Origin of the sequence: Micromonospora cynarisoli (assembly GCF_030518815.1) — a bacterium.
GTDB lineage: Bacteria > Actinomycetota > Actinomycetes > Mycobacteriales > Micromonosporaceae > Micromonospora > Micromonospora wenchangensis.
In genome coordinates this window covers 931,411-957,413 of record NZ_CP130426.1, presented here as the reverse complement: position 1 = coordinate 957,413, position 26,003 = coordinate 931,411, and the positions used below count along the sequence as shown (strand labels likewise).

17 protein-coding genes are annotated in these 26,003 nt (G+C 74.3%); 6 read left to right on the top strand and 11 right to left on the bottom strand.

The window, feature by feature from the left end; all coding sequences use genetic code 11:
* Positions 1-30 precede the first annotated feature (30 nt).
* From recD2 to Q2K16_RS03860, 7 genes are all read right to left on the bottom strand, one after another.
* Positions 31-2,247 carry an SF1B family DNA helicase RecD2 gene (recD2, locus tag Q2K16_RS03890; RefSeq protein ID WP_302743575.1) on the bottom strand — a complete coding sequence of 739 codons (2,217 nt, stop codon included), beginning with the start codon at positions 2,245-2,247 and terminating at the stop codon, positions 31-33.
* Positions 2,248-2,469: 222 nt separating this feature from the next.
* A complete protein-coding gene (locus Q2K16_RS03885) occupies positions 2,470-5,835 on the bottom strand; it encodes a M12 family metallo-peptidase (RefSeq protein ID WP_302743574.1) in 3,366 nt (1,121 codons plus the stop codon).
* 177 nt (positions 5,836-6,012) lie between these two features.
* The gene (locus Q2K16_RS03880) at positions 6,013-7,101 is read right to left on the bottom strand and encodes a winged helix DNA-binding domain-containing protein (RefSeq protein ID WP_302746353.1); all 1,089 of its coding nucleotides are present in this window, start codon (positions 7,099-7,101) and stop codon (positions 6,013-6,015) included.
* Between the two features lie 130 nt (positions 7,102-7,231).
* Complete coding sequence (locus tag Q2K16_RS03875; protein ID WP_302743573.1) at positions 7,232-9,718, bottom strand: ABC transporter permease; 2,487 nt, start codon at positions 9,716-9,718, stop codon at positions 7,232-7,234.
* The gene (locus Q2K16_RS03870; RefSeq protein WP_302743572.1) at positions 9,715-10,512 is read right to left on the bottom strand and encodes an ABC transporter ATP-binding protein; all 798 of its coding nucleotides are present in this window, start codon (positions 10,510-10,512) and stop codon (positions 9,715-9,717) included. Before Q2K16_RS03870 ends, Q2K16_RS03875 begins: the two co-directional genes overlap by 4 nt.
* Positions 10,513-10,622: 110 nt before the next feature.
* Positions 10,623-11,279 (bottom strand): response regulator transcription factor, encoded by a 657-nt coding sequence (locus tag Q2K16_RS03865; protein WP_302743571.1) that lies wholly within the window; start codon positions 11,277-11,279, stop codon positions 10,623-10,625.
* Positions 11,267-12,493 (bottom strand): sensor histidine kinase, encoded by a 1,227-nt coding sequence (locus Q2K16_RS03860; protein WP_302743570.1) that lies wholly within the window; start codon positions 12,491-12,493, stop codon positions 11,267-11,269. Before Q2K16_RS03860 ends, Q2K16_RS03865 begins: the two co-directional genes overlap by 13 nt.
* 170 nt (positions 12,494-12,663) lie before the next feature.
* Between Q2K16_RS03860 and Q2K16_RS03855 the strand changes: the two genes are divergently transcribed.
* Positions 12,664-12,882: a hypothetical protein gene (locus tag Q2K16_RS03855; RefSeq protein WP_302743569.1), complete on the top strand. Its 219-nt coding sequence runs from the start codon at positions 12,664-12,666 to the stop codon at positions 12,880-12,882.
* 84 nt (positions 12,883-12,966) lie between these two features.
* On the opposite strand, the gene Q2K16_RS03850 is transcribed toward Q2K16_RS03855, so the two are convergent.
* From Q2K16_RS03850 to Q2K16_RS03840, 3 genes are all read right to left on the bottom strand, one after another.
* Positions 12,967-13,965, bottom strand: a complete 999-nt coding sequence (locus Q2K16_RS03850) for a MerR family transcriptional regulator (RefSeq protein WP_302743568.1) — start codon at positions 13,963-13,965, stop codon at positions 12,967-12,969.
* Between the two features lie 6 nt (positions 13,966-13,971).
* Positions 13,972-14,631: a HEAT repeat domain-containing protein gene (locus Q2K16_RS03845; protein ID WP_302743567.1), complete on the bottom strand. Its 660-nt coding sequence runs from the start codon at positions 14,629-14,631 to the stop codon at positions 13,972-13,974.
* Between the two features lie 97 nt (positions 14,632-14,728).
* Positions 14,729-15,631 (bottom strand): bile acid:sodium symporter family protein, encoded by a 903-nt coding sequence (locus Q2K16_RS03840; protein WP_302743566.1) that lies wholly within the window; start codon positions 15,629-15,631, stop codon positions 14,729-14,731.
* A gap of 650 nt (positions 15,632-16,281) precedes the next feature.
* Between Q2K16_RS03840 and Q2K16_RS03835 the strand changes: the two genes are divergently transcribed.
* Genes Q2K16_RS03835 through Q2K16_RS03815 form a run of 5 tightly spaced genes read left to right on the top strand, consistent with a single transcriptional unit; the run spans position 16,282 to position 24,670 of the window.
* Positions 16,282-17,391, top strand: a complete 1,110-nt coding sequence (locus tag Q2K16_RS03835) for a hypothetical protein (protein WP_302743565.1) — start codon at positions 16,282-16,284, stop codon at positions 17,389-17,391.
* 11 nt (positions 17,392-17,402) lie between these two features.
* Positions 17,403-18,245, top strand: a complete 843-nt coding sequence (locus Q2K16_RS03830; protein WP_302743564.1) for an ACP S-malonyltransferase — start codon at positions 17,403-17,405, stop codon at positions 18,243-18,245.
* Between the two features lie 8 nt (positions 18,246-18,253).
* Positions 18,254-21,844 carry a type I polyketide synthase gene (locus Q2K16_RS03825; RefSeq protein ID WP_302743563.1) on the top strand — a complete coding sequence of 1,197 codons (3,591 nt, stop codon included), beginning with the start codon at positions 18,254-18,256 and terminating at the stop codon, positions 21,842-21,844.
* A gap of 21 nt (positions 21,845-21,865) precedes the next feature.
* Positions 21,866-23,206: an MATE family efflux transporter gene (locus Q2K16_RS03820; RefSeq protein WP_302743562.1), complete on the top strand. Its 1,341-nt coding sequence runs from the start codon at positions 21,866-21,868 to the stop codon at positions 23,204-23,206.
* A 33-nt stretch (positions 23,207-23,239) separates the two neighbouring features.
* A complete protein-coding gene (locus tag Q2K16_RS03815; protein WP_302743561.1) occupies positions 23,240-24,670 on the top strand; it encodes a condensation domain-containing protein in 1,431 nt (476 codons plus the stop codon).
* A 19-nt stretch (positions 24,671-24,689) separates the two neighbouring features.
* Here the strand turns inward: Q2K16_RS03815 and Q2K16_RS03810 are convergent, their stop codons facing one another.
* Entirely contained in the window at positions 24,690-25,970 is a 1,281-nt protein-coding gene (locus tag Q2K16_RS03810) for a multidrug effflux MFS transporter (RefSeq protein ID WP_302743560.1), read from the bottom strand.
* Between the last annotated feature and the right edge of the window lie 33 nt (positions 25,971-26,003).

The following is a 26,003-nucleotide window of genomic DNA, read 5'->3' as shown; positions in this document are numbered from 1 at the left end:
CCGGCGCGGCGGCCGTCGACGGACACCGCGCTACCCGGCCGGCGCGCCGAGGCGGTGGTCCAGGGCGGTGTGGCGGCGGCCCGCACCGACGGTACGGACGGCGGCGGCCAGCGCCCGGCGGGAACCGACCAGGACGACGAGTTGCCGGGCCCGGGTGACGGCGGTGTAGAGCAGGTTGCGTTGCAGCATCATCCAGGCGCTGGTGGTCAGGGGTACGACCACCGCCGGGTACTCCGAGCCCTGCGAGCGGTGGATGGTCATCGCGTACGCGTGGGCCAGCTCGTCCAGCTCGTCGAACTCGTAGTCGAGGTTCTCGTCCTCGTCGGTGCGTACGGTGAGGGTCTGCTCCTCGGGGGTGATGGCGGTGACGATGCCGAGGGTGCCGTTGAAGACGCCGGCCTGACCCTTGTCGTAGTTGTTGCGGATCTGGGTGACCTTGTCGCCGATGCGGAACACCCGCCCGCCCATCCGCCGCTCCGGTTGCCCCTCACGGTGCGGGGTGAGGCGCTGTTGCAGCAGGGTGTTGAGCGCGGCGGCGCCGGCCGGCCCCCGGTGCATGGGGGCGAGGACCTGCACGTCGCGGCGCGGGTCGAGGCCGAACCGGGCGGGGACGCGGGCGCAGGCGACGTCGACCGTCAGCGCGGCGGTGGCCTCGGTGTCGTCGCAGGCGAACAGGAAGAAGTCCGGCATGCCGTCGAGCAGGGGTGGCCGGCCGGCGTTGATCCGGTGCGCGTTGGTGATCACGCCCGACTGGGCGGCCTGGCGGAACACCCGGGTCAGCCGCACCCGGGGAACGGCCGGCGCGGCGAGCAGGTCGCGCAGCACCTCCCCGGCACCGACGCTGGGCAACTGGTCGACGTCGCCCACCAGGAGCAGGTGCGCCCCCGGCGGCACCGCCTTGACGAGCTTGTTGGCCAGGATGAGGTCGAGCATGGACGCCTCGTCGACGACGAGCAGGTCGACGTCGAGGGGGTTGTCCCGGTCGTGCACGGCTTCCCCGCCGGGACGCAGTTGCAGCAGCCGGTGCACGGTGGCGGCCGGGTGCCCGGTCAGCTCGGACAGCCGTTTCGCAGCCCGCCCGGTTGGCGCGACCAGGGTGATCCGGGCCTTCTTCGCGGCGGCCAGCGCGACGATCGACCGCACCGTGAAGCTCTTGCCGCAGCCGGGTCCGCCGGTGAGCACCGCCACCTTCGCCGTCAGCGCCAGCCGGACGGCGTGCTCCTGCTCGGGGGCGAGGTCGTTGCCGGTGACCGCCCGCAGCCAGGCCAGCGCCCGGGGCCAGTCGACGTCGGTGAAGTGGGGCAGCCGGTCGGCCCGGTCGTGCAGCAGTCGCAGCAGGGCGCCGGCCAGGGACTGCTCGGCGCGGTGGAACGGCACCAGGTAGACCGCCGGCACCGGCTCGCCGTCGTCGCCGGGCAGGAACTCCCGGACCACGCCCTCCTCGGCGATCAGGTCGTCCAGGCAGCGGGTGACGAGGTCACCGGGGACGTCGAGGATCTTCGTGGCGTCGGCGACGAGCGCCGGGGCGGGCAGGTAACAGTGGCCCGAGTCGGTGGCCTCGGACAGGGTGTACCGCAGGCCGGCCATCACGCGCTGCGGGCTGTCGTGCGGGATGCCGACCGCCTGGGCGATGGTGTCGGCGGTCTTGAAGCCGATGCCCCACACGTCGGCCGCCAGCCGGTACGGCTCCTTCGTCACCACCTCGATCGACGCGTCGCCGTACTGCTTGAAGATCCGCACCGCCAGCGACGTCGACACCCCGACGCCCTGGAGGAAGACCATCACCTCCTTGATGGCCTTCTGCTCCTCCCACGCCGCAGTGATCTTCGCGGTGCGTTTCGGCCCGAGCCCGGCGACCTCGACCAGCCGGGCGGGTTCCTCCTCGATGATCCGCAGGGTGTCCAGGCCGAAGTGCGCCACGATCCGCTCGGCGAACACCGGCCCGATGCCCTTGACCAGGCCGGAGCCGAGATAGCGACGGATGCCCTGGATGGTCGCCGGCAGCACCGTGGTGTAGGAGTCCACCTCGAACTGCCGGCCGTACTTCGGATGCGACGACCACCGCCCGGACAGCCGCAGGCTCTCGCCGGGCTGCGCGCCCAGCAACGCGCCGACCACGGTCAGCAGGTCACTGCCCCGGTCGGTGGCGACCCGGGCGACGGTGTAGCCGGTCTCCTCGTTGACGTAGGTGAGCCGTTCGAGGACCGCGTCCAGGGTGGCGAGCGGGGGGCGGGCGGGGGCGGTCACCCCCTCATCGTGCCGGGTGCCCGTCCCGCCCCGCCAACGGCCCGGTCAGCTACCGCCGTCACCGTGTGGGGTGCCGCCACAGGACGGCTGGAAGCCAACATCGAGAAACTGCCGTACGGCAGTGGCGGGACGCGGGCATCAGGCGATCGTCGGCCGGTGCCGGCGAGGACCACGCCGGACGGCCTCCCCCGCCCGACGCGGGCGGGGGAGGCCGTCCGGGCCTCAGCCGATGGTGAGGTTGCCGCCGGAGGCGGTCAGGGTGATCTCCCGGGTCGACGCGCCGCTCCAGTCCGACGAGAAGAGCAGCCGGTCACCGTCCCAGACGGTGATGCCGATCCCGTCGCGCCGGCCGGGCTCGCCCCGGTCGGTGGCGGTCACCCGCATGGTCAGCCCGGTCGCCACCGCGACCGGGCTCTGCGCGGTGGAGATGTCGTACAGGGTGACCTGGTAGCGCAGGTCGGCGACCGCTTCCCCGGCCGCCGTGGCGACGCCGAACGACTCCAGCGCGGTGCTCTGGAACTTGTAGCGCTTGCCTGCCGACTTGTAGCCGACCTTGGCGCTGCCGACCAACTTCCTGCCGTTGTTGATCCGGCCGTCCAGGGTCACCTCGATGCGCCGGTCGTCGTCGAGCGGGTAACCACCGGCGGTGGCGCCACCCTTGAGGTAGCCCGAGCCGGCGACCAAGCGGCCGTACCCGCCGGCCACCGTGACGGTGGCCGGCGCGCTGCCGGTGTACGCCCCCGACACCGTGGCGGTGACCTGATGCGCGCCGTGCGGCAGCACCGCGCGGCAACTGGCCGAGCCGTCGTCCGCCGCCGCGCCGAACGGCGTCGCGACCGCCGTGCAGAGGGTCTCGCCGCCCTCGGTGAAGGTCACCGTCGCGTTGCGGACGTCACCGCCGCCACCCCGGACGGTGGCCCGCAGCAGCACGCCTGTCGAGTCGGCGTCGTCCACCGGGGAGGCCAGGGCGTCGCCGGTGTAGGTGACGGTGGCCGCCCGGACCTGGGTGATGGCGAGGTCGGCGTCGCTGAGATCGAAGAAGACGTTGCCGACCGCCTCGATCTTCAGCCGGCCCCGGGCGGTGTCCAGGTTCGGCAGCGTCACCGTCGCCGCCCCGGTGTTCGGGGTGCGCTCGGCCAGCACGTACGGGAAGGTCGCCCCGCCGTCGACGGACAGCGAGATCCGCACCTCGCTGACGTTGACCGGCGCGGTGTCCGTGCCGGCCACGTCCCAGGTGACCGGCATGGTGCCGCCGCCCAGGTGGGCCGCCGGCGTCGCCTGCGAGGTGACCAGGAACGGGCCGGCCGCCGGGGCCACCGTCAACGCCACGTCGGCGCTGCCGATGCCGCCGCCGCCCGGGTGGTGGTCCCGGCCGGTGAGCCGGAAGTGCAGGGTCCGGTCGTTCGTGACGCCCACCCAGTCGGCGGTGGGCAGGAACTCCGAGTAGCAGTCCACCGTCGCGGCGGGCACGTTGCTCGCCCCGCCGGTGGCCGGTGGGGCCGGCGCGGCCGGGCAGGCCCCGGTGGCGGCGTTGGTGTTGTTCGCCGCGATCTGGGCCAGGTTGGGGAAGTGCCGGGTCGGATCGGTGGTCACCGCGTTCTCCCCCGGCGAGTGGTACTCCAGGGTGTCGGTCGGACTGACCGCCGCCGCCTCGCCGAACTGCCGGAACAGCGGCCCGTTGGTCTTGGTGTTGTTGACCAGCGCGGTGCCGGTGCTGCCGCCCCGGTCGTTCTGCTCCCACAGGTAGCTGACGGTGTCCCCGTCGGCGTCGGTGGCGCTGCCGGTCAGCGCGAACGGGGTCCGTGCCGGGATGGTGTGCGCCGCCGCCGGCACGGTGACCACGGGGGCCCGGTTGCCGGTCTGCGCGGTCTGGAAACCGTTGTTGCCGGCCGCGCCGCCCCGGGCGGTCTCACCGACGAAGCCGGACGCGCCCACGACGCCTGTCAGTTCGAGCGCCGGCACGTCGACCCCGGCCAGCGGGCCCGCACCGAAGGTGACCTGGAAGCCGGTGTCGTTAGGCGCGCCGAGCCCGCCGAAGGCCGTCACGGTGACGGTGGCCCCGGCCGGCCAGCCGGTGATCGACTCGATGGCCGCCTTGATCCCGGCCGCGGTGTAGTTGCCGCCCCGCACCACGGGCACGGACGGCTGCCCCGCGTAGCTGATGCGCAACGCGTCGCCGTCGGTGTCGAAGCCGGACAGCGAGACGGTCTGCACCTCGTTGAGCGCCGGGCGGGTGCCGGAGACGAACGTGCTGATCTCGGTGTAGCTGCGCTGCGACCAGTACGGGTCGCTGTGCGGCTGGAGGTTGTCCTGCTGGCAGATGCCCGCGTACGCCATGATCGACGAGCCGCTGCCCGGCTCGTAGGAGTTGGCGGCGCTGCGGTTGCTGCCGGAGCAGTTGTACTGGGTGCCGTTGAAGGTGTGGTTGCCGGCGAACTGGTGGCCGATCTCGTGCGCCACGTAGTCGACGGCGTAGAAGTCACCGACCGGGGTGGGCAGGCCGGTGCAGCCGCGCGCCTTGCCGTCCAGGCCGACCACGCCGAGGCCGGCGACGCCGCCACCGGGCAGGCCCAGGCCGATGTGCCCGACGTCGTAGTTGCCCGCGCCGACGAGCTGGCCGAGCACGATCCGGTTGCGGTTGAGCAGCGAGCTGGTGCACGAGGAGATCTGCGTCGGGGTGTAGCAGGCCGCCGCGCCGCACGGCCCGTTCGGCTCGGTGGCCAGGGCGGCGGTGTTCAGGTTGGTCTTGTCGGTGTCGTTGACCAGCACCAGCCGGATCGCCGTCTCGTCCTCGTAGATCTGGGTGACCCGGTTGATCAGGGTCACCTTCGCCGCGGTGACGTTCTCCGCGCCGAAGAAGGTGGCGTACGACGGGTCGGTGACCAGGGCCAGCCGGTAGGTGCGCAGGGTGACCGGCGGGCCCGCCGGTTCGTCCGCGGCCACCTCAGGCGTCAGCGCCCCGGCCGCCGCCGCGACGTCCTCCCGCTCCACCATGGCCGGGTCGGTGTCGACCAGGTCGCGGGCGTAGTAGCTGGCGTAGACGCTCTGGTCGCCGTGGTAGTACGGGTCGAGGTACCAGCTGCCGCCGGTCGACCGGACCGAGGCGTGGAAACCCAGCGGGGTCAGGTCGGCTCGGATGGTCGCCGTCGGGTCGTCCAGGCCCCGGCCGACGTACGTGCTGATCTCGGGATGCCGGGCGGCGAGGCCCGGCTCCATCACCGGCGAGTCGACCAGGGTGAACCGCTGGAAGCCTCCGGTGGGGGTGGGCAGCGCGACGGTCAGCGCCGGCTGCGCCCGCCGTGCCGTGCCGGCCCGCTCGGCCGGGGCGTCGGCCAGGGTGTCGGCCAACGCGGCCCGGTCGAGGGTGTACGCGGCGAACCGCTCGGCGCGGATGTCGGGGGTGCGCCCGTCGCGGGCGTTGGCCGACAGTTCGCCGGGCAGGTGCCGCCAGGGGCCGGGCTCGGGTGCGGCGGCGACCGCCGGCGCGCCGCCGGTCAACGGCAGCGCGGTGGCGACCAGCACCGCGGCGAGCAGCCCGGCCAGTCGGCGGCGGCCGCGACCAGCGGGATCGGGGGGTGGAACCGTCATCGAGTGGGCCTCACTTCACCAGGTAAGGGAACGGGCCGGATGGCGTGGCGTTCGTGGGCCACGCCGGGCTGTCCCGGGAAGCACACGCTATGACGGGTCCCCTGTCGACAGACATCATCCGTAAAGTCGAGGCGGCGGCCCGGCGCTGCGGTGTAGACCCTCCTTCGTGGACCGGTGTCACCCGGTGCCGGACGGTGCGCCGATGTCGACCTCGACGCGGGGGACGCCCCGGTGCGCGGCGAGGCGTTCCGCCTGCGCGACGATGCCGTCGCCGGTGGCGGCGGGCAGCCTGCGCCACGGCTGGACGGCGACCGTCAACGTGCGGCCGGCCTTGCGGGGACGCCAGGTGCCGACGATCTCACCGCCGGCCAGGACGGCGCCGGGGCGGCCCAGCACCGGCCACAACTGCTTGGCGTGGGCCGCGTCCGGCACCAGGGTCGCCCGGTCCCGTGCCTGGAGGAACAGGTCGTACGGGCCGAGCAGGCGGACCGCCGTGGTGTCGGTGGCACCGGCGAGCGCCGGCTCGTCGGCGGCGAGCAGCGAGCGGGCCTCCCCGTCGACCCGTACCTCGACCACGTCCTCGGGCCAGCGGGCCCGCACGTCCCGCACCGGGGCGTCGAGGTAGTCGGCGACCTGCCGGGGGGTGGCCGGGCCGAGCAGCCGCAGGTAGGCGCGGACCAGGTCGAACCGGTCGCGGGGCGGGGCTGCCCGGGTGAACCCGGGGATGCGGCGCAGGACCGGTGGCGAGGTGTCGGGACACAGCTCCAGCCCGGCCCGCACGGCCGCCAGCCGGAACGGCATCTCGTAGAGGTGGGTGGCGGCGCAGGGGCGGCAGAACCGCAGGTAGGGCTCGGGCAGCAGGGCGGCCAGCCGCCCGGAAACCTCGCCCTTGACCGTCGGGGTGGTGACCACGGCCCGCATCCGCGCCGCCACCTCGTCGAGGGCGGCCAGGTTGCCGATGCCGGCGGCCTTCAGCGGCCGGCCGGCGTCGTAGATGCGTTTACCCGCGTCCGCGTCGGAGTACGGCGCGACCGCCCCCGCCACCTCGGCCACGTCGGCGCGCCGGTAGAGATGCGGCGCGCCGCGGACGGTCCAGAGCAGGACCAGGTTGTCCGCGACCGGCGCGGTCACCTCGACCCCGCGTAGGGCCAGGGCCCACCGGCCGCCGTCCGGGCCGGTGTCCTGCACGCCGACGTCGAGCACGGCGGTGTCCGCCGGGGTGCCCCCGGCCCGGTCGAGTTGCTGCGCCCCGACCCGGAACTGCATCACCTGGCGACGGTCGATGATCCGGCCAGCCTAGGTGTCACCCCCGACAACCCCGTCCCGTCGGGTCCGGCACGCCGCGCACCGTCGCGGCCGGCACCCCGGGGTGCCGGCCGCGACGGGCGGACCGGCGCTACTCCCGGAGCCCGACGTGGTCGACCGGCGGGACCCGGAGCAGCCGCCGGACCGGCCACACCGTCGTCGCCAGCGCCAGCAGGGCGACGCCACCGAGCACCACCGCCGCGCCCAGCGGCGGCAGGTACGGCACCGGGCTGCCGGTCAGCGCGGCGACGATCGCGCCCAGGGTCAGCGCGGCGACCGTCGCGCCGATCAGCACCGCGCTGCCGAGCAGCCCGACCTGCTCGGCGTGGACCATCCTGCGGATCTGCCGCCGGGTGACCCCGACCAGCCGCAGCAGTGCCAGCTCACGGCGGCGGGCCAGCGCGGCCAGCACCATGGTGGTGGCCGCGGCCAACGCCGCGTAGCCCACCAGCACGCCGACCAGCAGCCGGTTCAGCCAGGCCCCCAGCGCCAGGTCGGTGCCGATCAGCCGGGTCCGGGTGGCCGCGTCGCGTACCTGCCCGCCCGGCTGGCCGGCCGCCCAGGCGGCCAGCGGCGCGTCGGCGTCCGGGTCGGCGCGGACCAGGATCTCGTCGGCGGTGGCCCCGGTGGTGTGCCCGGCGACCGTCCCGGTGGCCAGCGTGACGTCACCGAAGCCGAGGCCCCGGCCGTAGACCGCCACGACCCGCAGGGTGACCGGGGTGCCGTCGCCCAGCCACAGGTCCGCCCGGTCGCCGACCCGCCACCCGGACGCGGACGCCTGCGTCGTGGACAGCGCGACCGTGCCCACGGCCAGGTCGGTCAGGTCGCCGTCGCGCACGTCGAGGTCCATCGTGTCGGTGAGGCCGACCGGGTCGACCGCCTGCGCGGGGACCGGCGTGCTGCCGTCGAGCGACGACCGCACCACCACCTGGGTCCGGCGCACCCCGGTGGCGGCCCGCACCCCGGGCAGCGCGCGGACCTGACCGGCGGCGTCGGCGGGCAACCCGCCAGGCGCGGTCAGCACCCGCCCGGCGAGCGTCCCCGCGCCGCTCTGGGCGACGGTCTGCCGTTCCAGGTTGGTCTGCAGGAACCAGACCGAGCCACCCAGGCCCACCGCCAGCACCAGGAAGGTCAGCACCGTCGCCGAGCCCCGCGCGGTGGCCCGCAGGTTGGCTGCGGCCAGGTAGCCGCCGACCCCCCAGAGGCGGGGCAGCGCCGGGGTGAGCAGCCGCGCGACGTACCCGTTGATCCATGGCGCGAGCAGCGCCACCGCGACGACGAACAGGTAGAGCATGCCGACCGCGCCGGCCAGCGCACCCGTCGAGCCGGTGCTGCCGGCGGTGACCGCCCCGGACGAGACGGCACCCGCCAGCGTCAGGCCACCGGCGACCAGCCGCACCCGGCCCGGCGGTCGGGCCTCGACGGCGGACTCGCCGAGCGCCTCGACCGGTTTGATCGCGGTGACCCGACGCCCGGCGACCAGGGCGGCGAGCACCGCCACCAGCACCGCCGTGCCGGCGGCGGCCGGCACCGCGAGCAGGCCGCCGGCCATCGGGAATCCGGCCGGCACGAATCCCCGGTCGACCAGCTCACCGTGCACCCAGCGGGCGGCCAGCAGACCGACGGGCCCGCCGAGCACGGCGGCGACCAGGGCGAGCAGGGCGGCCTCGGCGAGCAGCAGCCGACGCACCTGCCCCGGGGTGGCCGCGATCGCGCGCAGCAGCGCCAGGTCCCGGCGGCGGTGCCGGACGGAGAGCCCGATCGTGCCGGCCACCACGGAGACGATCAGCAGGACGACGTACCCGCCGAAGGCCGAGCCGACGGTGACCAGCAGACCCTGGGCGGCCAGGTCCGCCGGCTGCTCGACCGTGCCCCGGTCGCCGCCGACGTGGACGGTGGCGTCGGTGGGCGCGGCGACTTGGCGGACCGCGTCGGCGACCGCGTCGCGGTCGGCGTCGGGGGTGAGCCGCACGCCGATCGTGTCCACCCGGCCCGGGTGGGCGGACAGCCGGGCCGCCTGCGCGTCGGTGAAGTAGACCGCGTCGGTGCCGGTGTCGACGGTGGCGCTCACCCGGTAGGAGCGGGCGACCCCGCCGACGACCAGGTCGAGCCGGTCGCCGGGGGACGCGCCGAGCCGCACGTCGACCGCCGCCTCGTCGTCGGCGCGGGGCGCGACGCCGGTGCTGACCGGCCGGCCGGCGAAGGCGTACGTGGCCCAGCCGTGCCCGACGGCCGCAGGCACGCCGATCGGCACCCGGTCGTCGCCGGTGGCGTCCGCGACGCCTGGCAGCCGACGGACGCGTTCCACCAGGGCGGCGTCCACCGTGCCGCCCTCGGGCAGGGTGACGGTGCTGGTGGTGGTGTCGCCGCCGAACTCCCGCGTCTGCTGGCTGAGCGTGCGGTGGGCGACGACCAGGTCGGCCGTCGCCCAGAGCCGGGGCTCCGGCCGCCACCGCAGCCCGGACTCGACGAGGGTGCCCATGGCGACCAGGATCGTCACCCCGGCGAGCAGGGCGAGCAGCGTCGCGACGGCCGGGCCGGCGCGGTGGCGCAGCAGCCGGGCGGCGAGCCGGGTCATCGGACGGCCCGCCCGTCCAGCGCCGCCAGGCGTTCGGCGATCCGGGCCGCCCCGAGTTGTGGCAGGTCGGCGACGATCCGGCCGTCGGCCAGCACCAGCACCCGGTCGGCGTACGACGCGGCCACCGGGTCGTGGGTCACCATCACCACGGTCAACCCGTGTTCGTCGACGATCGCGCGCAGCAGCGTCAGCACCTGGGACGCGGTGTGCGAGTCGAGCGCCCCGGTGGGCTCGTCGCAGAAGACCACCTCGGGTCGGGTGGCGAGCGCGCGGGCGATCGCCACCCGCTGCTGCTGGCCGCCGGAGAGCGCGGCCGGGCGGTGGCGCAGCCGGTCGGTGAGCCCGACCCGCGCCACCACCCGCTCCAGCCAGGCCCGGTCGGGGCGGACCCCGGCCAGCCGCAGCGGCAGCACGATGTTCTCCTCGACGGTGAGCGCGCCGATCAGGTTGAACGCCTGGAAGACGAACCCCAGCCGGGTCCGCCGCAGCTCGGTCAGCCGGGTCTCGGACAGGGTCGACAGGTCGGTGTCGCCGAGGACGACCCGGCCGGAGGTGGGCCGGTCGAGCCCGGCGGCGACGTGCAACAGGGTGCTCTTGCCGGACCCGGAGGGGCCCATCACGGCGGTGAAGGTGCCCCGGTCGAAGCCGACGTCGACCCCGGCCAGCGCGGTCACCGGGGTGGGGCCGGACGGGTAGACCCGGGTGAGCCGGGCGACGCGCACCGCCGTGCCGACGGGCCCCGCCGGGTCGGCGGTCCGTACGGGGTCGATGGGGTGTGCCGGATGGACTGGCATCCTGGTGGCCTTCCGTGTCAGCGGGTGTGTGCTGCGCGCACCAGGAACGCTATGCGGGTGGAGGACCGGGAACCATCCAGCGGGCTGCCCGGACGGCGGTACCGCAGGCGCTACCCCCGGCCGCCGTCGAGGTGCCGCAGCACCGCGGTGACCCGGCGGTCGACCCGGTCGTCCGGGGGAAGCTGGAGCTTGGCGAAGATGTTGCGGATGTGCTTGTGCACCGCCCCGTCGGTGACGAACAGGCGCTCGGCGATCGCGGTGTTGCCGAGCCCCTCGGCCATCAGCCCCAGCACCTCGCGCTCGCGCGGCGACAGCTCGCCCAGCGCGGTGTCCGGGCGGCGGTTGCGGGCCAGCAACTGCCCCACCACCTCCGGGTCGATGACGCTGCCGCCGTCGGCGACCCGGTGCAGCGCGGCGAGGAACTCCTCGACCCGGCCGACCCGTTCCTTGAGCAGGTAGCCGAGCCCGACCGCGCCGACGGAGAACAGGTCGGTGGCGAACGCCTGCTCGACGTACGCCGAGAGGACCAGCACCGCGAGGCCGGGCCGGCGGCGGCGGGCCTCCACAGCGGCCACGATGCCCTCGTCGGTGTGCGTCGGCGGCATCCGGACGTCCACGATCGCCACGTCCGGCGCGTGGGCGTCGACTGCGGCCAGGAACTCTCCCGGGGTGCCCGCCGTGGCGACCACGTCCAGGTCCTCCGCCCGCAGCAGCAGCGCCAGTCCCTCCCGCAGCAGCGGGTCGTCCTCGGCGATCACGATCCGCACGGCAACTCCACCTCCAGTCTCGTCGGCCCTCCCGGTGGGCTGGTCAGCGTCATCCGGCCGTCGTACGCCCCGACCCGCCGGCGGATGCCGGTCAGCCCCGAGCCGCCGGCCTCGTCGGCGTCGCCGTGCCCGTCGTCTTCGACGGTCACCAGCAGCCGGTCCTGCTGGCGGCGGACGGTCACGTCGACCCGGCCGGCGCCGCTGTGCCGGACCACGTTGGTCAACGCCTCCGCCACCACGAAGTAGGCGGTGGCCTCCACCGAGACGGCGCAGCGTACCGGCACGTCGACGGCGAGCCGGCAGGGCACCGCGCAGCCACCGGCCAGGCCGGCCAGGGCGCCGGTGAGGCCCCTGTCGTCCAACACGGGCGGCAGGATGCCCCGCACCACCGTACGCAGTTCGCCGAGCGCCTGTTCCGCCGCGTCCTGCGCCTGCCCGAGGATCTCGTCGGCCCGGTCCGGGTCCCGCCGTACCGCCCGGCGGGCCGCCCCGAGCAGCACGTTGACGGCGACCAGCCGGTTCTGGGTGCCGTCGTGCAGGGAGCGTTCGATGCGGCGCAGTTCGACCGCGTGGGCGTCCAGCGCCGCGGCCCGGGTGGCGGTCAGTTCGGCGACGCGCAGCGACAGGTCGAAGCCCGGCGGCGGGGGCAGCAGCCACCGGCCCGGCCGGGCCTGGAGGCGGGCCAGCGCCGGCACGAACGCGACGGTGGCGGCCAGCCAGCCGAAGCCGAGCAGCCCGACCACGAGCGCCTCGCCCAGTCCGTCGATGCGCCACCAGCCGATCCCCGGCGCGCCGGCCTCGGGTGGCAGCAGTCGGTACCACAGCGGGAAGGTGAGGTCCTGCACGGCGTAGAGCGGCAGGGACAGGCCGAGCAGTCCGCCGGTCAGGCCGGTGACCGCGTGCAGCGCGACCCAGCCGAGTTCCCGGCGGACGAACGGGTCGCGTACCGCCACCCGCAGTTCGGCGGGCACCGGGCCCGGGGTGGGGATCGGCCCGCCCCAGCGGGACAGCCGGGCCCGCTCCCGGTCGGCCACCGCGCGTACCGCCCGCAGCGTGCCGGGCGCCGCCGGCAGCCCCACCCAGACCAGGCAGGCCGTCGCCACGACGAGCACCCGGAGCAGGGTGGCCAGCGCCAGCAGCGCGGTGCCGAGCCCTCCGACCAGGTGGCCGACGGCGTCGACGGTGGCACGGGCCCGGTCCCGCAGGTGTGTCATCGGAAGACCTCCCGCGCCAACATAGGCCACCGGGCGGCCGGCCCGGCACCGACGGCGCGGAAAGTACCGCCTGCTGTACCCCAGTCGGTCGTGCTGGCGGGATCGTGTCCGGCCCACCGCCGCGCCTAGCGTCGACCTGGTCGAACACCCGCCCATCCGAGGAGGCAGCCATGACCGATCCGTACCGCGTCGCCGACGCCCCGGCCGACCCGCCGCAGCCGGCGGCCGACCGACTCCGCCCGCTGCTGTGGCTGGTGCTGGTCGTCAGTGTCGCCGCCAACGCGGTGCTGACGACCGTGCTGGACAACCAGTGGGCCGGCTCGGTGTGCGGCCTGCTGGCGGTGCTCTGCGCCGGGACGCTGATCGCCCGGCACCGCCGCGCCCGGTGACCGACGCGGGCCCGGCACCGGCCCGGGGCGGTGGCGGGCGGGCACCCGTCGACCGGAGCGGTCGGGACGCGCCGGTGCCAGCGGTCACGGTTCCCGGTCGCGGAGCATCAGCACGTACGTCGCGGTGAGCGCCACCGGGCGGTCCGCGTCGGCGGCCAGTTCCGCCAGGGCCCGCGACGCCCGCTCCCCCGGGATGCCCGCGAGCGCCTGGGTCAGGCGACGGCGTACCGGTGGGGCGGCGTCACCGGTGAGGTGTGCGACGAGCGCGGCGGCGATCCGGTCGGCCGACCCGGCGTCGGCGGCCAACGCGGCCAGCGCGTCGGCGGCCTCGACGTCGTTCGCCTCCTGCACGACCATGTCGACGAGCGTCGCAGCGGCCTCGGGTACGCCCCGGACGCCGAGCGCGAGCGCCGCGCACCTGCGGACCGTCACGTCCCGGTGCGCGAGGGCGTCGCGCAGCAGCGCCGTCGCGGCGTCGTGCGGGATCTCCACGAGACACCGCACCGCGCGCTCGCGTACCGCCGCCACGGGCGCGTCGAGCCCCTGCGCCAGCAACGGCAGTCCCGCCCCGCCCGCCCGCGCCACCGCCCACCGCAGCGCCCCGGCGACGTGCGGGTCGGGTTCGCCCAGCGCCGCCTCGACCAGGGCCTCCACCGCGACCGCCCCGACCGGGGCCAGGGCGGCCCGCTGCCGCCGCCCCGCGTGCGACGAGCCCAGGGCCCGCAGCAGCGCGACGGTCTGCAGGACGTCGGTCCAGTCGGCCGGCCCGGCGGCGTCGATGCGCTCCAGCCGGGTGAGCAGCCGCGTCTCGTCGGCGATCCGCGCCCGGGTACGCCGGATCAGGTCGTCGACGAGCGTCGTCGGGGTGAAGTCCGGATCGTCGAGCGCCCGCCCCACCGCGCGTAGTGACAACCCCAGCGACCGCAGGCTCTCGATGTGGAAGATCCGCCGGACGTCCTCACCGGAGTACTCGCGGTAGCCCGCGCCGGTACGGCCGCCCGGCCGTACCAGGCCGAGCGACTCGTAGTGCCGGAGCATCCGGACGCTGACCCCGCAGCGCCGTGCCACCTCACCGATCAACACCGTTGCTCACCCCTGCCGGTCGGCGTCGCCGAGCGCCACGACCCGTTTCGCCTCCTCGACCGAGAACGCGAAACCGGCGTCCGGGTCACGCATCAGCTGCCGGGTGGCGGTCGCGTGGGCCCGTACCCGGGGGTCGGGGTGGGACGCGGCGGCGTCCAGCACCGGCGTGACGACCTCGCCGAGGGCGGCCAGGGCGCGGGCCAGGCTCAGCCACGTCCCCCGGTCGCCCCGCCCGAGCTGGGTGGCGAGGATCGCGGCCAGCCCGGCTTCGGCGTCGTGGGGCACGAGCACGACCGCGGCCCGCCAGGCCGCCCGCGCCACCTCGTCGTCGGCGTCGGTGAGCAGCGCCGGGGTGAGCGCCGGCCAGGCCGAGCCGTCCCCGATCTTGGACAGGGTGTGCAACGCCTGGCTCCGGGCCTGCGCGGACGACGTGCCGAGGGCGGCGACCAGCCGGGGGACCGTCACCGCCGCAGGGTGCCGGGTGAGCGCCCAGGTCAGCATCTCGCGTACCGAGAAGTCCGGTTCGACCGCGCACCGGGCGATGAGCGGGTCGACGTCACGCGGGTCGGGGGCGGTGCCCAGGGCGAGCGCCACCCGTAGCCGCACCGACGGGTCGCCGCCCGCCAACCCCCGTGTCCGGTCCGTGTGCGCTGCCGACCCGGTCATCGTGACCACCTCCGGGTCACAGTGAAGACCCTGCCACCGTGTCAGGGTCAAGCCGGTCCGGGGGCGGGTGTGGCGGCGGTCGGCGCGGCCCGCCGGGTCAGTGGGCGCGCTGCGGCGTCGCCCCGGTGGGGGTCGACGCCCCGGCCGGACGGCGGGAGACGAGCACCCCGAAGGCGGCGGCGGTGAAGAACATGAGGCTGCCGTAGACCACCGACGGCATCGCCATCGTGGCGTTGTCGAGCAGCGTCGGGCTCATCCCGATGGTGATGGCCAGGGTGGCGTTGTGCAGGCCGATCTCGAACGAGGAGGCGACCGAGTCCCGGTGCCCGGCCCGCAGCAGGCGCGGCGCGAGGTAGCCGACGGCGAGGCTGATCAGGTTGAACAGGGCGACGATCACGATGATCTCGCCGAGGGTGGTCAGCACGTCGTCCCTGATGCCGGCCACCGCACCCACGATGATCACGGCCAGCACCAGGACGGAGACGACCTTCACCGGACGTTCCATCCGCAGGGCGAAGGTGGGGAACCGCCGCCGCAGCAGCATGCCGATCGCGATCGGGACCAGGACCAGCGCGAAGACCTGGACCACCTTGCCGAACTGGAGGCCGATCGTGCCGTCCGCACCGGCGAAGCCGGCCACCGACAGGTTGACGATCACCGGGAGGGTGAACAGGGCCAGCACCGAGTTGATCGCGGTCAGCGACACGTTGAGCGCGACGTTGCCCCGGAAGAGGTGGCTGTAGAGACCGGCGGTGCTGCCACCCGGCGAGGCGGCCAGCAGCATCATTCCCACCGCCAGCTCCGGGCGCAGGCCGAAGGCGGTCACCAGACCCAGGCAGACCGCCGGCAGGAGCAGCATCTGACAGCCGAGGCAGATCAGCACGACCCGGGGGTGGCGGGCCACCCGGCGGAAGTCCTCGACGGTCAGGCTGAGGCCGATGCCCAGCATGACGATGCCGAGGGCGACCGGGAAGAGGGCGAGCGACAACCCGGCACCCATGATCCACCACCCTCCCGTTAGAAATTGACCTGCTTCGTTGGAGGATGGCACCGGCGGGTGTTCCCGGGCACCTCGCGGCATGCTCACCCGCGACCGCCCACCCGCAACCACCGCCCGTGCACCCGCCCCGACCAGGCACCCTGCCCGGCACCGGCGCGCCGATCGGCAGCGAGGCCACCTGCACCGGCAGCTGGTAGTCACCGACAAGCGGCGGGGCGGGCCCTCGGGCCCGCCCCGTTCGTCACCCGCGCCCGGCGTCGGTGCCGCCGGCCGGGATCCGTAACCACAGCCAGGTTTATGAACGGTGACGCAACCGTTAAATCCGTTCGGTTTCGTCGCACATAAAAGAACCGGCGGGACAAACCTCTCCTGCCTGACAATTACTTCGCCGCACCCGGCCGCTCCGCCGTACAGTGCCGACTGAGCTGCCAAAACGGCCGTTCACCGGCGGACAGATCGCGCAGCGCGACCGAACTATTGACCGTGCGCGATGGGTCGCATATCGTTCGCGGTGCAAGTTCCACCGGACGAGATAAACACCGCCAGAATCCGCCGCCAGCCGTCGGCAATCGACGCAGCCTTTCCGCTGCCCGTCGTGTCGGGTCAACCGCGCACGTATTCCACCCGACCAGCAAGGAATCCCCGTGGAAATGCTCACCCCTTCCGGGCGCACCCTGGCCCTTTTCGACGGAATAGGTGGTCACCAGGGAAACCTGCTCCCCACCCTCGCGGCACTGCACGCGCAACCGGAGAACGCGCCCTTCTTCGACCGCATGTTCCGGGCCCTCGACGACCTGCGGGAGCACCTCGGCCCCGTGCCCGAACCCGCCGTCCCCGCCGGGAGCCGGCTGCGCCGGTGGTTGACCGCCCCCGCCACCGCGCCGCCCACCGGCACGGACGACTCGGTCGTCGCCGGGATCTACGTACACCTGATCCAGCTGTGTGACCTGCAACCCCGGCGGGCCGCCCTCGACACCGTCACCGCCGCCATCGGGCACAGCATCGGGCTCCAGGCGGCCATCGTCGCCGGCCTGCGGCCGACCCGGCCGGACGCCTTCCTCGCCCTGGCCGAGACCTCGCTCAGGCTGGTCGCGTTGAGCCTCGCCCGAGGGCACCAGGCCAGCACCGGCCGTCCCGTCCCCACCGAGCTGACCGAGCGATACGCCGCCTGCGGCGACCCGCGCCAGCGACCCGGCCCGATGGCGCTGGTCGACGGCCCCTCCCGGGCGGACCTCGCCGCCCTGGTCGACCGCTACCGGCGGGAGACCCGACGGCCGGTCTCGGTCGGCCTGGTCAACACCCCCACCACCGGCGTGCTCAGCGGGCACACCGAGGACCTGCTGCACTTCCACGCCCACCACGAGGCGATGTTCCGCGGTGGCGCGGCGACGTGGACGTTCCTCACCAACACCCTGCCGTTCCACAGCCCGCACCTGGCCGCCGCCGCCGCCGAGGTACGCCGGGACCGGACCTTCGTCGGCCCCCTGCCCGCCGCCGGTGAGCTGCGGATACCGGTGTACGCGGCGGACGCCCCCCGGACCCTGCCACCCGACGCCGACCTGCTCGACGAGTTCGTCGACCAGGTGCTGGTCCGCCCGGTCGACTGGGCGACCGCCAGCGTCCACGCCGTCACCGACGCCGGCATCACCACCGTGCTGGACTGCGGCCCCGGCCCCGCCGCCCGCCGGTTCACCCGGGAGTGCCTCGGCGGCCGGACGCTGCGCTTCGAGTCGATCCGACGAGCCTCCCGGCGACCGTGAAAGGACACCACGTGCACTGTCTACTCTTCCCGGGCCAGGGGGTGCAGCGCCGCGGCATGGGCGCCGACCTGTTCGGCCTGTTCCCCGAGGCCACCGCCATGGCCGACGAGATCCTCGGCTGGTCCATCGAGGAGCTGTGCACCCGGGACCCGCACCGACGCCTGCGCGACACCCGCTACGCCCAGCCCGCGGTGTTCTTCGTCAACGCCCTGCTGGCCCAGCAGGTGATCGCCGAACGGCCCGGCCACTACCGGTACTTCGCCGGCCACAGCCTCGGCGAGTACAACGCGTTGGTCGCCGCCGGGGTGCTCGGCCTCGACGCCGCCCTGCGGCTGGTCGACCGGCGGGCCGAGCTGATGTCCCAGGTCACCGGCGGGGGCATGTCGGCGGTGCAGGGCCTGCCGGTGTCGTTCGTCCGGCGGGCGTTGACCGAGACCGGCCTGCCCCGGGTGTTCGTGGCGAACCTCAACGCCGACACCCAGAGCACGATCGCCGGGGACCGCGCCGAACTGGCCGTCGCCGCCAAGGCGATCGGCGCGCTGCCCGGGGCCCGGATCGTCCCGCTCAACGTCAGCGGCCCCTTCCACACCCCGTTGATGGCGGCGGCGGAGCAGCGTTTCCGGGCCGTCCTGGACGGCTGCGAATTCGCCGTCGGGCACACCCCCGTGGTCTCCGGGGTCACCGGGGACGTCTTCGACACCGGCCGCGCCGCCGAACTGCTCGCCCGGCAACTGTCCACCCCCGTGGAGTGGGTCCGGGCGGTCACCACCCTGCGCGGGGCCGGGGTCACCGGGTTCGACGAGGTCAACGGCAAGACCCTCAGCGCATTTCTCACCCGTATCGCGGAGAGGTGATCAACCGCATGGACACGGATATCGCGGTCGTCGGCCTGTCGGTCGAGGTGCCCGGGGCCGACGACCTCGACACCTTCTGGCAGATCATCAGTTCCGGGGCGAGCCTCACCCGACCATTTCCCCCGAACCGTCGGGAAAAGCTCGCCGAATACATCAGGTATCTGCGGGCGACGAGCGTCGAACCGGTGACCGACCCCGACGTCGAATACCACAACGGCTGTTTTCTCGACGAGGTCGACACCTTCGACCACACCGTGTTCGGAATGAATCCCCGACAGGCCGCGCTGACCGATCCGCACCACCGGATGGTGCTGCGCGCCATGTTCCTCGCCTTCGAGGACGCCGGTTACGGTTTCGACCGACTCCGGGGCAGCCGGACGGGGGTGTTCGTCGGTTTCGCGGTCAACCCCGGATCGACCTATCTGGACTACATCTGCCGCGTCGACCCGAACAACGGCCAGCAGGCGATCACCGGCAACATCCCGGCGATGCTGGCGAACCGGCTGTCGCACCTGCTGGACCTGCGCGGCCCGAGCCTGGTGGTGGACACCGCCTGCTCGGCCACCCTGGTCGCCGTGCACCAGGCCAAGAACGCGCTGCTCGCCGGGGACTGCGAGATGGCGGTGGTCGGCGGCGCCCGGATCGTCTTCTCCCCCGTCAAGCACCCGCACTCCAACATCGGCATCGAGTCCTCCGACGGGGTCACCCGCACCTTCGACGAGGCCGCCGACGGCACCGGCTTCGGCGAGGGGTCGGGTGCGGTCGTCCTCAAGCGGATGTCGCAGGCGGTCGCGGACGGCGACCGGATCTACGCCGTGATCAAGGGCAGCGCGGTCAACCACGACGGCAACACCGAGGGCATCACCAACCCCGACTCCGACTCGCAGGCCGACCTGCTGGACGCCGCCTGGCGCAACGCGGGCGTGCACCCTCGGACCCTCGGCTACCTGGAGGCCCACGGCACCGCCACCCGCGTCGGTGACCCGATCGAGCACGAGGGGATGAAACGCGCCTTCGCCCGGTACACCACCGACCGGGGGTTCTGCGCGGTCGGCACCGTCAAGGCGAACGTGGGGCACCTGTTCGAGGGCTCCGGCGTCATCGGCCTGATCAAGGCCATCGCGGTGCTGCGCAACCGGATGATCCCGCCGCAGGCCAACTTCAAGAACCCCAACCCGAAGCTCGACTTCGCCGCCGGGCCGCTGTACGTCTCGACCGGCCTGCGACCGTGGGAGTCCCCCGACGGCCCACGGCGCTGCGGGGTCAGCGCCTTCGGACTCGGCGGCACCAACGCCCACGTGGTGCTGGAGGAGCACGTCGCGCAGGCACCGGCGACCCCCGCCGGCCCGGGCCCGTTCCTGTTCACCCTCAGCGCGGCCACCCTGAAGTCCCTGGTCCGCCTCGGTGAGCGGTACGTACGGTTCATCGACGCCGCCGGCCTCGACGGGGTCGACATCGCCGACGTCTGCCACACCAGCCAGGTCTCCCGCAGCGGGCACCGGCACCGGGCGGCGTTCGTCGTCCACGACGTCGCCGACCTGCGCCGGCAACTGGTCGCCTCGCTGGCCGACGGGGCGTCGCCGCCGCCGGACGGCCCGCTGGGCGACGAGGCCCGCCGCTACCTGGCCGGTGCGCCGGTGGACTGGCGGCGGCTCTCCGACGGCCGCTGTCGGATCGTCCGCCTTCCCGGGTACGCCTTCGACACCACCCCCGCGTGGGTGCAGTTCCCCGACACCTGGCGGGCACAGCTGTCCCTGGGCACCGTCGACGAGGAGCACCCGGTCACCCACGACGTGGTGTTCGCCCCCGCCGCCGATCCGGCGCCGGCGACGCCCGGGGCGCGGGTGCTGGCCCTGGTCGACCCGGACACCGACGCCTGGCGGTTGCTCGCCGCGACCGGACTGGACGACCTGCGGGTGCTGCGGCTCGGTGAGCCGGTACGCCCCGGCGGCGCGCCCTTCGACGCCCGCTCGGCGGACTCCTTCGCCGAGATCGCCCAGCTCGTCGACGACGACGGCATCACCCACCTGGTGCACGCGCTCGGCTTCGACGCCAGCCCCGCCGCCGACCTCGCCGGGCTCGACCTGCGGACCGGCAAGAACCTGCACAGCCTGTTCCAGCTGACCAAGGCGTTGATGGCGGCCGGCGTCAAGCTGGAGCTGACGGTGCTCACCCGACGCGCGGTCTGCGCCCGCGACGCGGAACCCGACGTGGTGGTCGAGAACGGCGCGCTGGTCGGCTTCGGCAAGGTCATCGGCCGGGAGTACCCGTACCTCGGGGTCACCCACCTCGACGTCGACCCGGACGTGTCGCCCGACGCGGTGCGGGCGGAGATCCTCTCCCCCGAGCGCGGGGTGTTCCTGTGGCGTGACGGCCGACGCCTGCACGAGGTCTTCGTCGAGGTGCCGCAGGTCGACACCGACGGCCCGCAGAGCTACCTGCGGCCGGGCGGCACCTATCTGATCACGGGCGGCACCGGGGCGCTCGGCCTGGCCGTCGCCCACGCGTTCGCCACCCGGCAGCCCGACGTGACCCTGGTGCTGCTCAGCCGGTCCGGCCTGCCGCCGCGCGGACAGTGGCCGGACCTGCTGGCCGCGCCGGCCGGCGACGCCCGCGCCGGGCGGGTCCGCGCGGTGCGGGAGCTGGAGGAACTCGGCGCGCGGGTGCGGGTGGTGGCCGCCGACGCCGGTGACCCGGAGGCGCTGGCTGCCGCGGTGGCCGACGTCCGGGGCGAGTACGGCCGCGTCGACGGCGTCGTGCACGCCGCCGGCCTGCCCGGAGGCAGCACCGTGATGTTCCGGGAGCTGGCCGACTTCGACGCGGTGGTCCGGGCGAAGCTGCACGCCGCGTTCCTGCTCGACCAGCTCACCCGGGACGACCGGCCGGACTTCGTCGTGCACTTCTCGTCGGTGGCGTCGGTGTTCCCCGCCCCCGGCCAGGCCGACTACGCGGCGGCCAACTACTACCTGGACAACGTGGCCCGCAGCCGGGCCGGCGGGCCGACCCACGTGATCGCGCTGGACTGGGTCGCCTGGAAGGAGATCGGCATGGCCGTCGACCACGGCACCAGCGGCGACACCATGTTCCGGGCCCTGCCCACCCGGGTCGCGCTGGACGTCCTCGACGCGGGCCTGCGCTCCGGCCGGTCCCGGCTGTTCGCCGGGGAGCTGCACTACCGGGGGGAGCTGATCCACCTGCTGCGCTCCTACGACGTGCGGCTCTCCGCCGAGATCGACGCGAAGGTCGACCAGGAGATGCAGGCGTTGGAGCAGCGGCTGCGGCAGGCCGCCGACAAGATCCGGGCCACCGTCGACGCGGTCGGTGTCGAGCTGGAGGGCCGGCCGGACGGCGGGTACACCGACGTCGAGCGGTCCGTGGCGCAGTGCCTCGCCCTCGCCTTCGGCTACCCGACGCTCGACGTGGAGGCGGACTTCTTCGACCTGGGCGGCGACTCCATCATGGCCGCCTCGGTGGCCAACACCATCGCCGTGCGGCACGACGTGCAGTACGACGTCGCGGACCTGCTCGCCGACCGGACCGTCGCCGAGATCGCGTACCACGTCGAGGACCTGGTCGCCTTCGCGGACGCCGCCGCCTGACGACACCGATCGGAGGGTGGCATGTCGGACATGACTACCGGGCCGGCGCTGCGGCGCATCGTCGGCTTCGCCCTGCCGCTGACCGCGGCGAACCTGCTGCAACAGGGCTACCTGCTGGTCGACAGCGTCGTCGTCGGCCGTTACGTCGGGGTCGAGGGGCTGGCCGTGGTGGGTGCCTGCGGGCCCCTGTTCTATCTGCTCAACGCCATGTTCATCGGGCTGGGCACGGCGTTCACCATCCGGTTGGCCCACCTGACCGGCGGTCAGCAGGTCGACCGTCGCCGCGACGTGGTCGCCGCTCTCGCCCTCCTCACGGTCGTCTGGGCCGCCGGCTGTGTCGTCCTGGCGACGCTGCTGGTCGATCCGGCGCTGGCGGTGATGGGCATCGACGGGCGGCTCGCCGCCGACTCGGCCCGGTTCTTCGGCACCCTGGCGCTCGGCTTCCCCGGGATCTTCGGCAGCGCCGCGGTCAGCGCCTACTTCCGCGGGCTGGGTGACTCCCGCTCGGCGATGTGGGTTCAGGGCGTCGGCAGCATCGCCAACGTCGTCCTGGTGCTGCTCTTCGTCGCCGTCCTCGACGGCGGTGTGGTCGGCGCGGCGTTGGCCACCGCGGTCGCCAGCACGGTCGCCCTGGTGGTCGGGCTGGTCTGGGCGGCGCGCGCCCACCCGGTGCGGCGCGGCGGGCCACGGCCCGCCCTCCGCCGGGAACTCGTCGACGCCGCCCGCCTGGGCCTGCCCCTGGCCAGCCAGCACATCGTGCTCGCCCTCGGGATCATGGCGCTGGTCGGGATCATCCAGTCCTACGGGGAGGTGGTACTCGCCGCGTTCACGATCGTCTCCCGGATCGAGTTGTTCACCGGCATCCTGTTCCTGGACTTCTCCGGTGCGGTGACCGCCTTCGCCGCCCAGAACCTCGGCGCGGGGGACCTGGCCCGGGCCCGCGACGGGCTGCTGCGCACGCTGCGGTTGACGGCCGTGCTGTCGGTGCTGGTCGCCGGAGTGGTGCTGGTCGCCCGCGCCCCGCTCGCCGCGCTGTTCACCGACGATCCGGCCACCCGGGAGCTGACCGGACGCTACCTGACGATCATCTATCCGTTCCTGGTCCTCTACACCGCCATGGTGGTCATCCACGGTCACCTCAACGGTGCCGGCCGGACGACCGCGCCGCTGATCTGCACGCTGATCGCCTTCGTCGCCGTGCAGATCCCCTTCGCCTGGCTGCTCAACGGGCCGTTCGGCATCGACGCCGTGATGTGGGCGGTGGTGGCCGGTTGGACCGCCGGGCTGACCTACAGCGTGTTCTGTCTGCGGCGGGTGCTGTTCGTCCGGCCCGCGCCGGCGGCGGTGCCCGCCACGACCTGACGTCCCGTCCACCCCGCCCCGTGAGGACCACCAGTGATCAAGCACCGCACCGCCGAGGTGACGTTCCATGCGGGCCGCAGCCGGACCGCCCACCTGACCTGGGGCCAGCAGGGCACCTGGGACGTCCTGCGCCGGTGGCTGCCGGAGATGAAACCGTTCTTCGTGCTGACCCGGTGGCTGCCCGTACCCCTGCTGCTCGAGGTCGACGACGTGCTGGCGCAGCTCTCCCACCTGCTCCACCGGCACGAGTCGCTGCGGACGCTCTTCCCGGCGGGGGTCGACGGCCGGGGCGGCCAGCACGTCCTCGGCGAGGGCGTCGTCGAGGTCGAGGTCGTCGACCGGCCCGACGGTGACCCGGTCAGCTTCGCCGACATCGTCGCCGACTGTCTGCGGCGGGCCGGTGGCCGCCCGTTCGCCCACGACACCGAGCTGCCGATCCGGTTCGCGGTCGCCACCCACGAGGGCATCCCCGTGCTGTTGATGTTCGCCGTGTCCCACCTGGCGGCGGACCACCTCGGCGCGGACCTCCTGGCCGACGAGCTGGCCGCGCTGCTGCGGGCCAGGACCGACGGCGAGGCCCCACCGCCGGCCCGACCGGCGGTGCAGCCGGTCGACCTGGCCGTCTTCGAACGCTCCCCGGACGGGCAACGCCTCAACGTCGACGCGCTGGCGTACCTGCGTCAGCAGCTCCGCCGTCTGCCGGTCGCGCCCCTGCCCGAGCGGGTCACCCCGGTCACCCCCCGTTACTGGCGCGGTGAACTCGCCTCCGACGCCGCCGCCGTGGCCCTGCGGCTGGCCGCCCGACGGCTGCGCACCACCACGTCGGTCACCCTGCTGGCCGTTGTCAACGCGCTGGTGCGCACCTTCTGCGCCACGCCGGTCTACCCGCTGGACATCATGCAGAGCAACCGGGTGCAACCGGAGCTGCGGTACACCGTGACCAGCCTCAACCAGGCCGTCCGTACGGCCATGGAGGTGTCCGGCGACACCGTCGGCGACCTGGTCGGGCACGCCCGTGCCGCGATGGGGTCGGCGATGCGGCACGCCCGCCACGACGGCCGCGCCGCCGCTCAGGTGGCCCGCGCCGCCGCCGACGCCGCCGGACGTCCCCTGCCGGTCGGCGGTCAGTTCAACGACCGGTGGTCGCTGCAACCGCGACCCGCCGGCCCGGCGCCGGGCCCGCAGGCGTTGGCCGGGCTGGCCGCGACGACCACCTTCGAGTGGCCGCAGCGGGCCGTGGCCGAGGCGATGCCGTTGTACGTCGACGCGAGCGGCACCGCCGAGCGGATCCACCTGTCGCTGATGGCCGACACCGCCCTGCTCGCCCCCGCCGACATCCGGGGTTTCCTGTACGCCGTGGAGCAGGTCGCCATGGAGCTGGTCCGGGACGACGTCAGCCTGCACCGGGTGACGGAGATCTTCGACAGTCACCGGCTCTGTGAGGTCCACCCGGACACCCCGTGACCGGTCCGGCCGGTCCTCGTCAGTGCACGACGACGACCGCCGAGGCCGGGTCCAGGTCGGCGAGCCGGGACGGGCGGACCACGAGGAACAGCACCGCCAGCGCGGCCACCATGCCCCCGGCGACGACCAGCGCCATCGCCACCGCGCCGTTGCCCAGCACCCCCACCATCGGCGCGGCCACCGCGCCGACGCCGAACTGCACCGCGCCGAGCAGGGCCGAGGCGGTGCCGGCGGCCTCACCGTGGCGGGACAGCGCCAGCGCCGGGGCGTTCGGCATCGCCAGTCCGGCCGCCGCCAGCACGACCCACAGCGCCACCAGCAGGGCGGGCAGCCCGCCGAACCCGGTCGCGGCGAAGGCCAGCAGGGCCAACCCGGCCAGGGTTCCGACGCTCAACGAGGTGACCAGGATGCGCTGCGGGGAGTGGCGGCGCAGCAGCCGCACGTTGTACTGGGCCGCCCCGATCAGGCCGACCGCGCCCGCCCCGAACGCCAGCCCGAACTGCTGCTCGTCGAGCCCGTACCCCTCCTGGAGGACGAACGACGAGCCGGCCACGTACGCGAACAGCGCCGCCATGGCCAGCCCGGCGACCACGACGAGACCCACGAAGGTCCGGTCGCGCAGCAGCGAGCCGTACAGGCTCAGGGTCGACCACACGCCGCCGCGTTGGCGACGCTCGGCGGGCAGGGTCTCGGGCAGGCCGACCACGGCGACCACGACGAGCAGCACCCCGAAGACGGCCAGGGTCACGAAGACACCCCGCCAGTCCGTCCAGCGCAGCACGCCGCCGCCGAGGGTCGGGGCGAGGACGGGGGCGGCGCCCATCACCAGCAGCAGCCGGGACAACAGGGTGGCGAAGGCGGTGCCGCTGAACAGGTCCCGCAGCACCGCCATCGCGACCACCGTGGCGGCGGCGACGCCGAGGCCCTGCACCACCCGTAACGCGCCGAGGACAGCGATGTGCTGGGCGACGACGCAGAGCGCCGAGGCCACGATGTGCAGGGCGAGGCCGGCGATGAGCGGACCACGGCGGCCGACGGCGTCGGAGAGCGGCCCGATCAGCAGTTGGCCGAGGGCCAGCCCGGCGAGCGTGCCGGTGAGGGTCAACTGGACCGCCGCCGAGGTGGTCATGAGGTCGGCGGCGATGGCGGGCAGTGCCGGCAGGTACATGTCGATGGTCAGCGGGCCGATGGCGATCAGCGAGCCGAGGACGAGGACGAGGCGTACCCGCTGCCGGCGGGTCATCAGGTCTCCGGGCGTCGGGGCGACCTTCGTCTGCTGGTCGTGGGCGAGATCGGTCATCGGGGAAGCTCCGTCCGGTCGTGGTGCGGCCGG

What these genes read in the sequence shown, in the direction of transcription:
- Q2K16_RS03885 (WP_302743574.1), bottom strand. Translation starts at nt 5,835, where the DNA reads ATGACGGTTCCACCCCCCGATCCCGCTGGTCGCGGCCGCCGCCGACTG.
- Q2K16_RS03880 (WP_302746353.1), bottom strand. Translation starts at nt 7,101, where the DNA reads ATGCAGTTCCGGGTCGGGGCGCAGCAACTCGACCGGGCCGGGGGCACC.
- Q2K16_RS03875 (WP_302743573.1), bottom strand. Translation starts at nt 9,718, where the DNA reads ATGACCCGGCTCGCCGCCCGGCTGCTGCGCCACCGCGCCGGCCCGGCC.
- Q2K16_RS03870 (WP_302743572.1), bottom strand. Translation starts at nt 10,512, where the DNA reads ATGCCAGTCCATCCGGCACACCCCATCGACCCCGTACGGACCGCCGAC.
- Q2K16_RS03860 (WP_302743570.1), bottom strand. Translation starts at nt 12,493, where the DNA reads ATGACACACCTGCGGGACCGGGCCCGTGCCACCGTCGACGCCGTCGGC.
- Q2K16_RS03855 (WP_302743569.1), top strand. Translation starts at nt 12,664, where the DNA reads ATGACCGATCCGTACCGCGTCGCCGACGCCCCGGCCGACCCGCCGCAG.
- Q2K16_RS03845 (WP_302743567.1), bottom strand. Translation starts at nt 14,631, where the DNA reads ATGACCGGGTCGGCAGCGCACACGGACCGGACACGGGGGTTGGCGGGC.
- Q2K16_RS03840 (WP_302743566.1), bottom strand. Translation starts at nt 15,631, where the DNA reads ATGGGTGCCGGGTTGTCGCTCGCCCTCTTCCCGGTCGCCCTCGGCATC.
- Q2K16_RS03835 (WP_302743565.1), top strand. Translation starts at nt 16,282, where the DNA reads ATGCTCACCCCTTCCGGGCGCACCCTGGCCCTTTTCGACGGAATAGGT.
- Q2K16_RS03825 (WP_302743563.1), top strand. Translation starts at nt 18,254, where the DNA reads ATGGACACGGATATCGCGGTCGTCGGCCTGTCGGTCGAGGTGCCCGGG.
- Q2K16_RS03820 (WP_302743562.1), top strand. Translation starts at nt 21,866, where the DNA reads ATGTCGGACATGACTACCGGGCCGGCGCTGCGGCGCATCGTCGGCTTC.
- Q2K16_RS03810 (WP_302743560.1), bottom strand. Translation starts at nt 25,970, where the DNA reads ATGACCGATCTCGCCCACGACCAGCAGACGAAGGTCGCCCCGACGCCC.